Source organism: Pseudomonas fluorescens HK44 (genome assembly GCF_000217955.3).
Taxonomy (GTDB): Bacteria; Pseudomonadota; Gammaproteobacteria; order Pseudomonadales; family Pseudomonadaceae; genus Aquipseudomonas; species Aquipseudomonas fluorescens_AQ.
Window position 1 is genome coordinate 340,995 of record NZ_AFOY02000008.1, and the last position, 11,216, is coordinate 352,210.

11 protein-coding genes are annotated in these 11,216 nt (G+C 58.6%); 5 read left to right on the forward strand and 6 right to left on the reverse strand.

Features of this window, described 5'->3' with window-relative positions; translation table 11 throughout:
- Positions 1–23: 23 nt before the first annotated feature.
- Positions 24–437, reverse strand: a complete 414-nt coding sequence (gene mscL, locus HK44_RS08065; RefSeq protein ID WP_019691591.1) for a large-conductance mechanosensitive channel protein MscL — start codon at positions 435–437, stop codon at positions 24–26.
- Between the two features lie 236 nt (positions 438–673).
- Between mscL and HK44_RS29665 the strand changes: the two genes are divergently transcribed.
- The gene (locus tag HK44_RS29665) at positions 674–805 is read left to right on the forward strand and encodes a hypothetical protein (protein ID WP_019691592.1); all 132 of its coding nucleotides are present in this window, start codon (positions 674–676) and stop codon (positions 803–805) included.
- A 422-nt stretch (positions 806–1,227) separates the two neighbouring features.
- On the forward strand, positions 1,228–2,595 hold the full coding sequence (radA, locus tag HK44_RS08070; protein WP_019691594.1) for a DNA repair protein RadA: 1,368 nt from the start codon (positions 1,228–1,230) through the stop codon (positions 2,593–2,595).
- Between the two features lie 47 nt (positions 2,596–2,642).
- Here the strand turns inward: radA and HK44_RS08075 are convergent, their stop codons facing one another.
- Positions 2,643–3,011, reverse strand: a complete 369-nt coding sequence (locus HK44_RS08075; protein ID WP_019691595.1) for a PilZ domain-containing protein — start codon at positions 3,009–3,011, stop codon at positions 2,643–2,645.
- 170 nt (positions 3,012–3,181) lie between these two features.
- On the opposite strand from HK44_RS08075, the gene HK44_RS08080 reads away from it, so the two are divergent.
- The 3 genes from HK44_RS08080 (at position 3,182) to yjiA (ending at position 6,555) form a co-directional block, all read left to right on the forward strand.
- Entirely contained in the window at positions 3,182–5,248 is a 2,067-nt protein-coding gene (locus HK44_RS08080; protein ID WP_019691596.1) for a carbon starvation CstA family protein, read from the forward strand.
- Positions 5,249–5,263: 15 nt separating this feature from the next.
- The gene (locus tag HK44_RS08085; RefSeq protein WP_010448516.1) at positions 5,264–5,461 is read left to right on the forward strand and encodes a YbdD/YjiX family protein; all 198 of its coding nucleotides are present in this window, start codon (positions 5,264–5,266) and stop codon (positions 5,459–5,461) included.
- A gap of 122 nt (positions 5,462–5,583) precedes the next feature.
- Complete coding sequence (yjiA, locus tag HK44_RS08090) at positions 5,584–6,555, forward strand: GTPase (RefSeq protein WP_019691597.1); 972 nt, start codon at positions 5,584–5,586, stop codon at positions 6,553–6,555.
- A 104-nt stretch (positions 6,556–6,659) separates the two neighbouring features.
- Here yjiA and HK44_RS08095 read toward each other — a convergent pair whose 3' ends face one another.
- From HK44_RS08095 to glyA, 4 genes are all read right to left on the reverse strand, one after another.
- A complete protein-coding gene (locus tag HK44_RS08095; RefSeq protein ID WP_019691598.1) occupies positions 6,660–7,382 on the reverse strand; it encodes a GntR family transcriptional regulator in 723 nt (240 codons plus the stop codon).
- Positions 7,383–7,426: 44 nt separating this feature from the next.
- Positions 7,427–8,131, reverse strand: coding sequence for a FadR/GntR family transcriptional regulator (locus HK44_RS08100; protein WP_019691599.1), 705 nt, complete (start codon positions 8,129–8,131; stop codon positions 7,427–7,429).
- Between the two features lie 68 nt (positions 8,132–8,199).
- Entirely contained in the window at positions 8,200–9,513 is a 1,314-nt protein-coding gene (locus HK44_RS08105; protein WP_019691600.1) for a C4-dicarboxylate transporter DctA, read from the reverse strand.
- Between the two features lie 259 nt (positions 9,514–9,772).
- Entirely contained in the window at positions 9,773–11,026 is a 1,254-nt protein-coding gene (glyA, locus tag HK44_RS08110; protein ID WP_019691601.1) for a serine hydroxymethyltransferase, read from the reverse strand.
- Positions 11,027–11,216 lie beyond the last annotated feature (190 nt).

The window sequence follows — 11,216 nt, forward strand, 5'->3', positions numbered from 1 at the left end:
CCGTTTATTTCGCAACGCAGCTTTCAGGGCTTGTTGTTCTGCGCTTTGAGCAGGTCGCGAATCTCGCTCAACAGTTCTTCTTCCTTGGTCGGAACCGGCGGCAGGCTTGGCGCCACAGCCTCTTCACGCTTCAGGCGGTTGATGGCTTTCACGCCCATGAAGATTGCGAACGCGACGATCAGAAAATCGATGATGCTCTGGATGAATTTACCGTAGGCCAGCACCACGGCCGGAACAGTGCCCTGTGCCGCTTTCAGCGTGACCGCCAGGTCCGCGAAGTCCACCCCCCCGATCAGCAGGCCGATTGGCGGCATGACGACATCACCGACAAACGACGAAACGATTTTACCGAACGCGGCGCCGATGATAATACCGACGGCCATGTCAACCACATTACCTTTGACCGCGAAGGCCTTGAACTCACTGAGCACGCCCATAGGTTATTCCTTGTTACAGATGAGGTTGGTGAACGCAGTGTAAATCAGCAAATCGAGTCTTGCCCGACACAACTGCATATAGCGTTCGTTTCTATCGACCCGTTTACCGGTAAATAGTTTGCAAAGTGCCATCAATCGCCCGCGACTACACGCCAACCCTTTGAGTCACTGGAAAAAGCTCTCAATCGCCCGGTTGTGATCGGTCCTTTTTTGCCAGGACCGCCACCGTGGTATGGATGAGCAGTACCCTTGGCAACTTTCGCGTGAGCCATGATTGCTACGATCTGACGAAGGTTGAAATGCTGGCGGTCAGCGAGAAAACTCCGGTGTTTGTGCATACCCATTACGCAGACGAATCTGGAGGCTGATTCCATCCAGGAGCTGTAAGTTGATGAGCGCAAAAGACGATATACGTTGTTTGAGATTTTATGTGGGGGTGAACAAGGCGTTAAGGTTCCTGATCAAAAAGCGGGTTGTTCAAGTGATGATAAAGGTCTGTGTTAGTGCATTTGATAGCAATGTTGGTGATGTGAGGGCGGTGACGTTAAACATGAATCTTGTACGTACGGTTCTTAAGTTTTAAGTGGTGTACAAGTTTTACATCGAATGGTCGAGTGCTACGTGGGCAGCGTTCAATAGTTTCAGCGAAAAAGTTAGACCGATACGGCTTAAGCGTAATCCTGCGAGTGCTTTCCCTATCATCGAAAAGTTTCGTTGAACAACGGTCGTCAGGACAGTGCGCTGAAGTTGTCCAGCTGAGCTATCATCGCGGTTTTTTCCAGGAGTTCAGATGGCCAAGGCAAAGCGCATGTACGGCTGCACCGAGTGTGGCTCGACCTTCCCCAAGTGGGCTGGCCAATGCGGCGAATGCGGGGCCTGGAACACCCTGACTGAAACCCTGGTGGAAAGTGGCGGGGCTGCCGCCCCCAGCGGTCGGACCGGTTGGGCCGGGCAGCAGGCGCAAATCAAGACGCTGGCTGAAGTCAGCGTCGAAGAAATTCCACGTTTCTCCACCGCGTCCGGTGAGCTGGATCGGGTGCTCGGTGGCGGTCTGGTCGATGGCTCGGTGGTGTTGATCGGCGGTGATCCGGGTATCGGCAAGTCGACCATCCTTCTGCAAACCCTGTGCAACCTCGCAACCCGGATGCCGGCACTCTATGTCACCGGCGAAGAGTCCCAGCAGCAAGTGGCCATGCGCGCCCGACGTCTGGGCTTGCCGCAAGATCAACTGCGGGTCATGACCGAAACCTGCATCGAAACCATCATTGCCACGGCCCGGGTGGAAAAACCCAAGGTCATGGTGATCGACTCGATCCAGACGATTTTCACTGAGCAACTGCAATCGGCACCAGGCGGCGTGTCCCAGGTTCGCGAAAGCGCGGCGTTGCTGGTGCGTTACGCGAAACAGAGCGGCACGGCGATTTTCCTCGTCGGCCACGTGACCAAAGAAGGCGCATTGGCGGGGCCCCGAGTGCTGGAGCACATGGTCGACACGGTGCTGTATTTCGAAGGAGAGTCGGATGGACGCTTGCGTCTGTTGCGGGCGGTGAAAAACCGCTTCGGTGCGGTCAACGAGTTGGGCGTGTTCGGTATGACTGACAAGGGCCTGAAGGAAGTCTCCAACCCGTCGGCGATTTTTCTCACGCGCGCGCAGGAGGAAGTTCCGGGCAGCGTAGTGATGGCGACATGGGAAGGCACACGACCGATGTTGGTGGAGGTTCAGGCGTTGGTGGATGACAGTCACCTGGCCAACCCGCGCCGTGTCACCCTCGGTCTGGATCAGAATCGTCTGGCCATGCTGTTGGCCGTGCTGCACCGTCATGGCGGTATACCGACGCACGACCAGGACGTGTTCCTCAACGTGGTCGGCGGGGTCAAGGTGCTGGAAACGGCATCCGACCTGGCGTTGATGGCGGCCGTGATGTCCAGCCTGCGCAATCGGCCATTGCCCCACGATCTGCTGGTGTTCGGTGAGGTTGGCTTGTCCGGTGAAGTACGGCCGGTGCCAAGCGGTCAGGAGCGCTTGAAGGAAGCGGCCAAGCATGGTTTCAAACGCGCAATCGTGCCCAAGGGCAATGCACCGAAGGAAGCGCCTGCCGGGTTGCGGATCATCGCGGTGACCCGACTGGAACAAGCCCTGGACGCGCTATTTGAATAAACCCAACCCTCATGGGAGCAGCCTGCTGCAGCTCCTGCGAGAGTGGGTCAAATGTGGATCAGCGCGCCCAGCTCCCGTTCCAGCTCGGCCTGATCGCCCGTATTGAGTTCGATCAAGCGTCGCAGGCTGCTGACGGACTCCAGGCCGATGTACCGACAGACGAAGCCCAATTGGCGGTTATTGTCATGGGACAGTTGCACGTCCATGCGGATCTCGGTGTCTTTGCTCAAGTGAATATCGACCGAAAACATCTTCTCTTTGTCCCCGAGCCAGGGCTCGGGGCGTTCGATCAACAGGCCCTTGAGTGACAGGTCGAGCAGTTTCACCGGCCAGCGATGCTCACCCTGGCTGAGCTCGGTTATGGCATCGAAGGCAATGCGTTTGAAGCGGCGGCGATTGGCAGGGTGGTCCCTCATGGCGCAATCCTCTGGGTGTTCGCTGACTATAGACCGGCATCCGCACAGGCTGCCACCCAAGGCAGTTTTCGTACAGAGCCTGGGACCTATGTCGGGGTATGGTCTTTAGCGCCAGTAGCGCTAAACTCGGGGTGACGGTCTTTTTTGTCCACTCTGGCTGGAATAAAAAAATGAAAAATAATAATAGCCTGCTGCGCCACTTACCCTGGCTGTTGCTGGCAATCGTAGGCGCCTGTGCCCTGGGCGTAGTGGCTTTGCGCCGCGGCGAGGCGATCAATGCCTTGTGGATTGTGGTCGCTGCAGTGGCCATTTATCTGGTTGCTTACCGTTACTACAGTCTGTTCATTGCTAATAATGTGATGCAGCTCAATCCACTGCGAGCCACCCCCGCCGTCGTCAACAACGACGGTCTGGACTACGTGCCGACCAACAAACACATTCTTTTCGGTCACCACTTCGCGGCCATCGCGGGTGCTGGTCCGTTAGTCGGTCCAGTGTTGGCGGCGCAGATGGGCTATTTGCCCGGCACGCTCTGGCTGATCGCCGGCGTGGTGCTGGCCGGTGCCGTTCAGGACTTCATGGTCCTGTTCATGTCGACCCGCCGCAACGGTCGTTCCCTGGGCGACATGGTCCGTGAAGAAATGGGTCAGATCCCCGGGACCATTGCGCTGTTCGGCTGCTTCCTGATCATGATCATCATCCTTGCGGTGCTGGCGCTGATCGTGGTCAAGGCCCTGGCCGAAAGCCCGTGGGGTATTTTCACGGTGATGGCGACCATCCCGATCGCGATGTTCATGGGCGTGTACATGCGCTACATCCGCCCGGGCCGCATCGGTGAAATCTCCATTGTCGGCGTGCTGCTGTTGCTCGGTTCGATCTGGCTGGGGGGGCAGATTGCCGCTGATCCGGTCTGGGCCAAGGCCTTCTCCTTCACCGGGATCCAGATCACCTGGATGCTGATCGGCTACGGTTTCGTCGCGGCAGTATTGCCGGTCTGGCTGATCCTGGCGCCACGTGACTACCTGTCGACCTTCCTCAAGATCGGTACCATTGTCGCCCTGGCGATCGGCATCCTGATCACCATGCCCGAGCTGAAAATGCCGGCACTGACCCAGTTCATCGATGGCACCGGGCCGGTCTGGAAAGGCGGGTTGTTTCCGTTCCTGTTCATCACCATCGCCTGTGGTGCGGTCTCCGGTTTCCACGCGCTGATCGCTTCCGGGACCACCCCGAAACTGTTAGCCAGTGAAGGTCATGCCCGTTATATCGGTTACGGCGGCATGCTGATGGAGTCCTTCGTGGCCATTATGGCGATGGTGGCGGCTTCGGTGATCGAACCGGGCGTGTACTTCGCCATGAACAGCCCGGCGGCGATCGTCGGCGGTGAAGTGATGCAAGTCGCGCAAACCGTCAGCAGTTGGGGCTTTGCGATCACCCCGGAAGCCCTGCAAGCGGTGGCCAGGGACATCGGTGAAACCACCGTGCTGGCCCGTGCCGGCGGTGCGCCGACCCTGGCGGTCGGTATCGCGCAGATCCTGCACAGCGTTCTGCCGGGTGAAAACACCATGGCATTCTGGTACCACTTCGCGATCCTGTTCGAAGCGCTGTTCATCCTGACGGCGGTCGACGCCGGTACCCGTGCCGGACGTTTCATGCTGCAGGATTTGCTCGGCTCCTTCGTTCCGGCGCTTAAACGCACCGAGTCCTGGACCGCCAACCTGATCGCGACCGCCGGTTGCGTGGCCATGTGGGGTTATCTGCTGTACCAAGGCGTGATCGACCCGCTGGGCGGCATCAACACCTTGTGGCCGCTGTTCGGTATCTCCAACCAGATGCTGGCCGGTATCGCGCTGATGCTCGGCACGGTGGTGCTGATCAAAATGAAACGCCAACGCTACATCTGGGTGACCTTGTTGCCAGCCGCCTGGCTGCTGATCTGCACCACCACCGCAGGCTTCATCAAGCTGTTCGACGCTAACCCGGCGATCGGCTTCCTGTCGCTGGCCAAGAAATACAGCGATGCCCTGGCCAACGGTCAGATCCTCGCCCCGGCCAAGGACATCACGCAGATGCAGCACGTGATCTACAACGCCTATACCAACGCAACGCTGACGGCGCTGTTCCTGTTTGTGGTCTTCAGCATCCTGTTCTATGCGATCAAGGTCGGTATTTCCGCCTGGGGCAGCAAAGAACGCACGGATAAAGAATCGCCATTCCAGGCTATTCCAGAAGCGTAATCGAGGGTTGCAAGCATGTTCAATGACCTGAGTCGCCTCGGTAAATACCTCGGTCAGGCCGCGCGCCTGATGGTCGGCATGCCCGACTACGACACCTACGTCGAGCATATGCAAACCAAACACCCGGACAAACCGGTGATGAGCTACGAGGCGTTCTTCAGGGAACGCCAGGAGGCTCGTTATGGTGGCAAGGGTGGGCCGAAGTGCTGTTGATGCATGAGGTCTAGGTAACACACGACTGTAGGAGTACAGCTTGCTGGCGATGGCGTCTTCAAGATCGCTATCGCCAGCAAGCTGTACTCCTACAGTTTTTTCAGCGTTTGGGAGATTTTCTTTTGCTACCCCCTATCCCTGTTACGGTCCTCAGCGGTTTCCTCGGCGCCGGCAAAACCACGCTGCTGCGTCATCTGCTCAAAGCCGAGCACGGCCTGAAAATCGCCGTGATCGAAAACGAATTCAGCGACGCCGGCATCGACACCCAGCTCTTGGGCGACGAGCCGGTGCAAGTCATGACGCTGTCCAACGGCTGCGTCTGCTGCACCATTCACACCGACCTGACCAAGGCCCTGTACCTGTTACTCGAACGCCTGGACAGCGGCGAAATCGCCTTCGACCGTCTGGTGATCGAATGCACCGGCCTGGCCGATCCGGCGCCGGTGGCGCAAACCTTTTTTATCGATGAAGAGCTGCGCGAGCGCTACATCCTCGACGGCATCATCACCCTGGTCGATGCGGCTCACGCCGAGCAGCACCTGACCCAGACCATCGCCCAGGCGCAGATCGGTTTTGCCGACCGCTTGCTGGTGAGCAAACGCGATTTGGTCGACGAGGCGACATTTAACGCTCTGAGCGAACGTCTGACCCGGATCAATCGTCGCGCGCCGATCCGCGTGGTCGAACACGGCAAGATCGACCTGGCCGAGTTGCTCGACGTGCGTGGTTTCAATCTCAACGCCGACCTCGGCGGTGGCGTAAGCCTGCGCCCGGTGAGCAAGGCGCCGTCAATCGACCGCATCTCGAGCCTGGTGCTGCGTACGGACAAAGCGCTGGATATCGACAAGCTCAGCGAGTTCATGAACGAACTGCTGGAAGACCACGGCAAGCAACTGCTGCGCTACAAAGGCGTGTTGAACATCGTCGGCGAACCTCGGCGCATGGTGTTTCAGGGCGTGCTGAAGTTGTACGGTTTTGACTGGGATACCGAGTGGGCCGAGGATGACGCGCGGGAAAGTGTGATCGTGTTTATTGCCGATGATTTGCCGGAAGAGAAAATCCGTGAGGGGTTTGCGCGGGTTGCTGCGGAGTAAGGTCGGATATCTTCCGCGTGTTTGAGGCCGTTATCGTGGGCAAGCCTTGCTCCTACAAGGCGTGCGTATAACTTGTAGGAGCAAGGCTTGCCCGCGATGGCGATCTAACCGGCGACGCTATCAGGGGCCGATTCCGGGCTCAGTAATTTCTTCTCAAGATGATCCAGATGCTCGGTCATCAGCCCCACGGCAGCCTTGGCGTCTCCGCGCTCTATCGCCTCGACAATCGCCGCATGCTCCTGCCACGCACAATGACTGGGCGACCGTTCTTCGTAGCAGGCGATAGCCAGCGAAGTCAGCGGCACCAGGCTGCCAAGAAATTGTGCCAGCGGTGCGTTGCCGGCGACGTGCGCCAGTTGCAGGTGGAACTCACCCGACAGGCGAATCGCCGACCCGCGCTGGTTTTGCTCGATGCAGCGGCGTTCGCGGTCGATCAATTCGCGTAGCTGCGGCAGGTGCCGGGACGTCGGTTGTTGGCAGGCCAGTCGCACCAGGGTGGTTTCAGTCAGTCTGCGGGCGTGGAGTATCTGGCGGGTTTGTTCGGCATCGGGGGCAGCAACTTGCGGGCGATGATTGGGCCGCAGGATGACCACCTGCTGATGGGACAATCGCGCCAGTACCTGGCGGATGATGCTGCGGCTGACACCGAATGCCTGGCCGAGACTTTCTTCGGTGAAGCGGCTGGCCGGGGCGATGCGTTGTTCGAGAATGGCGTCGAAAATCTGCGGATAGATGTCATCGACGCAACGCTTTTTTTCGCTCTGGCGGCGCAAGGGCAGGGCGGCGGAAATCGAGAAAACGGGATTCTTCAAGGCGTAGGAACTCATGGCCAGTCTCCAGTCCGGTTGCCGATAGGGGATTCTACAAACAGTTATTGGCCCAGATTGTCATCCGGGATATTCAGCTCAATACCCATGCGCTGTCCTTCCTGAAGGATGTGCCGACGCATTTCGGCGCTGGCCAGGGCGCTGTTCTTGTTACGGATTGCGCGGACCACGGCTTCGTTTTCTTCCAGGCGCTCGGCCAAATGTTCCGGGGAGTTGCGCAGCATCTCGGCGCTCTGTTTGAGGGCGTTGCTGGTTTGCTGCACGACGTTCTGGAAGATCGGGTTCGAGGTCAGGGTAAACAGCTCTTCGTGGAACGCGATGTAGGCGTTCATTCCGGCTTCGCTGTCGTTGGCTTCAAGGGCTTCGCGCATGTCCATCAGCGTCAGGCGCAGTTGGCCGATTTCCTTGCTACTGATGGACTGGGCAACCAATCCGACAATGAACGGTTCGAGGGTGTAACGCAGTTGCAACACATCCTCGAGACTGGCGCCGGCTACGCCACTGTCGTTGGCTGGCGCGTCGTTCAGGTTGGCCTCCAGCACCACCACGCCTTTGCCGGGCATGGAGCGCACCAGGCCGAGGGTCTCCAGCACGATCACCGCTTCACGCAGGCTAGGCCGGCTGATACCCAGTTGTTCAGCCAGTTCGCGTTGCCCCGGCAACATATCGCCAGAGCGCCACTGCCCGCGCGCCAACGCGGCACGAAGCTTTTCAACCACTGAATTTACAACTGTCGACGAGGTGATCACTGTTCGCTCCATGAGAGACGGTAAAACGCTGAATTGTTGTGCCTGCCAGTGACAGGCACAAGGTTCGGTCAAAATTCTTGCTGATGCGCCGGCGGTGCTGATTTACGCGACTGGAAGGTGTAGCCCTGCTCACCGGACAGTACCTTGTTGGCACGCTGGACATCGATGTCTTTTTCCCAGCGGGCGATGGCCACGGTGGCGACACAGTTACCGATCAGGTTGGTCAATGCCCGGCCAATGCCCATGAACCAGTCCACCGCCAACACCAACACCAGGCCCACCACCGGAATCGCCGGGATCGCGGTCAGGGTCGCCGCCAGAATTACCAGGGCCGAACCGGGAATGCCGTGGGCACCTTTGGAGGTGATCAGTGAAACCAGCAGGATCGTCAGCAAATCGCTCATGGCCAGCGGTGTGCCGGTGGCGTTGGCGATGAACACGATGGCCAGGGTCAGGTAGATCGAAAAACCATCGAGGTTGAACGAGTAACCGGTGGGAATCACCAGGCCAACCGTCGAGCTGCCGATACCCAGGTGCTCCAGTTTGCGCATGATCTGCGGGAGCACGGCGTCAGAGGAGGCGGTGCCCAGGACGATCAGCAACTCTTCGCGCAGGTACTTGAGAAAGGGCAGCAGCCGCAGGCCGGAAAGGCGCATCACCAGGCCCAGGATCAACGACACGAACACTGTACACGTCAGGTAGAACAGGCCGATCAGGCTGCCCAGGTGTTGCAGCGAATCCAGGCCATATTTGCTGGTGGTGAAGGCAATCGCACCAAACACACCAATCGGTGCCAAACGCACGATCATGCCCATGATGCGGAAGATCACATGGCTGAGCTCGTTGATCAGTCGCGAGATTCCCGACGCCGCTTCACCCACCAGGTTCAGCGCGCTGCCGAACAAGACCGAGAACAGCAGCACTTGCAGGATGTTGTTGTCGGCAAAGGCGCCAATCACCGAGGTCGGGATCAGGTCCATCAGGAACTGCGTGGTGGTGTGCATGTGCTGGCCGCGCTGGGCGATATCGCCCATGTCGGCGGTGGATAGCTGATCCAGATGAATGTTCGCGCCGCTGCCGATGCCGGTGCTGAATGCGAACACCAGACCGATCACCAGGGCGATGGTGGTTAGCACTTCGAAGTAGATCACCGATTTGAGGCCGATGCGTCCGACCTTTTTCAGGTCGCCTGCGCCGGAAATACCGCTGACCACCACGCAGAAAACGATCAGGCCAATGAGCATTTTGATCAGTTTGATGAAGCCGTCGCCGAGGGGTTTTAACTGGGCGGAGTATTCGGGAAGGGTCAGCCCGCAGATGATGCCAAGCACCAGTCCAAGGACAACTTGAAGGAAGATTGAGCGCGAGCACCATCTGAGCATGGGAGGAATCCTGGTGAGTGTCCTGGGTGCCGTGCGCTGTGCGCATCAGATTCAGGACTTAATTATTGTGGTCTTACCGGTATGTCCAGTGCAGGCGCAGTTTAGGCGCTGTTTTCAGAGGGCTGCAAGCGGAAAATGACAAATTGGCTTTACCGGTCTTACCAGTTGTGCGGTAAGGGCCGATCTTGAGCGGTTTCGCAGGCGAAAAAAAACCGGCCATCACTGGCCGGTTTCTTTTTGCTGCGGTTAAGCGGGCTGATTAAGCGCCGTATACCGGCAGCTTCTTGCAGATGGCCTTGACCTTCTCGCGAACGGCGTCGATCACCGCTTCGTTGGAAAGGTCCGCCAGGATGTCGCAGATCCAGCCGGCCAGCTCTTTGCACTCAGCCTCTTTGAAGCCGCGAGTGGTCACAGCCGGAGTACCGAAGCGCAGACCGGAGGTGACGAACGGGGAGCGTGGATCGTTCGGTACCGAGTTCTTGTTCACGGTGATGAACGCTTTGCCCAGAGCGGCGTCGGCGTCTTTACCGGAGATTTCCTGCTTGATCAGCGACAGCAGGAACAGGTGGTTTTCAGTACCGCCGGAGACCACGTCAAAGCCGCGCTCGATGAACACGCCAGCCATGGCCTGGGCGTTCTTGACCACTTGTTGCTGGTAGGCCTTGAACTCAGGCTGCAGGGCTTCCTTGAAGCAGATCGCTTTAGCAGCAATCACGTGCTCCAGCGGGCCGCCCTGGGCGCCCGGGAATACCGCGGAGTTCAGTTTCTTCTCGATGTCGGCGTTGGCGCGAGCCAGGATCAGGCCGCCACGTGGACCGCGCAGGGTCTTGTGGGTCGTGGTGGTGACTACGTCAGCGAATGGAACCGGGTTCGGGTAGACGCCCGCAGCGACCAGACCGGCTACGTGAGCCATATCGACGAACAGGTAGGCGCCAACCTTGTCAGCGATTTCACGGAAGCGCGGGAAGTCCAGGATCTGCGAGTAGGCAGAGAAACCGGCCACGATCATTTTTGGCTTGTGCTCTACCGCCAGGCGCTCGACTTCGTCGTAGTCGATCAGGCCGTTGCTGTCGATACCGTACTGAACGGCGTTGTACAGCTTGCCGGAGGAGGAAACGCTGGCGCCGTGGGTCAGGTGACCGCCGTGAGCCAGGCTCATGCCCAGGATGGTGTCGCCCGCTTGCAGCAGGGCCAGGTAAACGGCGCTGTTGGCTTGCGAACCCGCGTGTGGCTGAACGTTGGCGTAATCGGCGCCGAACAGTTCCTTGGCTCGGTCGATGGCCAGCTGCTCAACCACGTCGACGTACTCGCAACCACCGTAGTAGCGCTTGCCCGGGTAGCCTTCGGCGTACTTGTTGGTCAGAACCGAGCCTTGAGCTTCCATCACCGCTGGGCTGGTGTAGTTTTCCGAAGCGATCAGCTCGATGTGTTCTTCCTGGCGCTGAGCTTCTTGCTCCATGGCGGCAAAAAGGTCGGCGTCGTACTTGGCAATAGTCAAATCACGGCTGAACATGGCGGTCCTCAAGGATCGGGGGGGGCAGAAAAGGAAGGCATTCTAACCCAATGGGTTTTGTCTGGCATATGAAAGGACATCATGTCGCAGACAAGTGGTGTTCATGAGCCATTGGGGCGACGAATAACGCCTGTGGCGAGGGAGCTTGCTCCCGCTGGATTGCGAAGCGATCCCAAAATGGGTGGATGTG

Excerpts from the sequence above, each read along its gene's own strand:
- mscL (WP_019691591.1), bottom strand. The coding sequence starts at position 437 with ATGGGCGTGCTCAGTGAGTTCAAGGCCTTCGCGGTCAAAGGTAATGTG.
- HK44_RS29665 (WP_019691592.1), top strand. The coding sequence starts at position 674 with ATGAGCAGTACCCTTGGCAACTTTCGCGTGAGCCATGATTGCTACGAT.
- radA (WP_019691594.1), top strand. The coding sequence starts at position 1,228 with ATGGCCAAGGCAAAGCGCATGTACGGCTGCACCGAGTGTGGCTCGACC.
- HK44_RS08075 (WP_019691595.1), bottom strand. The coding sequence starts at position 3,011 with ATGAGGGACCACCCTGCCAATCGCCGCCGCTTCAAACGCATTGCCTTC.
- HK44_RS08080 (WP_019691596.1), top strand. The coding sequence starts at position 3,182 with ATGAAAAATAATAATAGCCTGCTGCGCCACTTACCCTGGCTGTTGCTG.
- HK44_RS08085 (WP_010448516.1), top strand. The coding sequence starts at position 5,264 with ATGTTCAATGACCTGAGTCGCCTCGGTAAATACCTCGGTCAGGCCGCG.
- HK44_RS08095 (WP_019691598.1), bottom strand. The coding sequence starts at position 7,382 with ATGAGTTCCTACGCCTTGAAGAATCCCGTTTTCTCGATTTCCGCCGCC.
- HK44_RS08105 (WP_019691600.1), bottom strand. The coding sequence starts at position 9,513 with ATGCTCAGATGGTGCTCGCGCTCAATCTTCCTTCAAGTTGTCCTTGGA.
- glyA (WP_019691601.1), bottom strand. The coding sequence starts at position 11,026 with ATGTTCAGCCGTGATTTGACTATTGCCAAGTACGACGCCGACCTTTTT.